Source organism: Pseudomonas sp. 51_B (assembly GCF_017491595.1).
GTDB lineage: Bacteria > Pseudomonadota > Gammaproteobacteria > Pseudomonadales > Pseudomonadaceae > Aquipseudomonas > Aquipseudomonas promysalinigenes.
On sequence record NZ_JAFGYW010000607.1, the window covers coordinates 1 to 240 of the forward strand.

Sequence of the window (240 nt, forward strand, 5' to 3'; positions counted from 1 at the left end):
TCAGCGGCGGCCGCGCCGGCTGGAACGTGGTGACATCGTGGCTGTCGGGTACCGCGGATAACTTCGGCAAGGACCAGCACCCGCCTCATGCCGTGCGCTACCGCATTGCCCGTGAACATGTCCAGGTGGTGCAAGGTCTCTGGAATTCGTACGAGGACGATGCCTTCCCTCGGGACCGCACTAGTGGCCGCTTCCTAGACCCGGCCAAGTTGCACGCCCTCAATCACAGGGGCGAGTACT

1 protein-coding gene is annotated in these 240 nt (G+C 63.8%); it reads left to right on the forward strand.

Annotated features, from left to right (window positions below; genetic code table 11):
• A partial coding sequence (locus J5M56_RS26400) for an LLM class flavin-dependent oxidoreductase (RefSeq protein WP_207938237.1) occupies nt 1-240 on the forward strand: 240 nt, incomplete at both ends.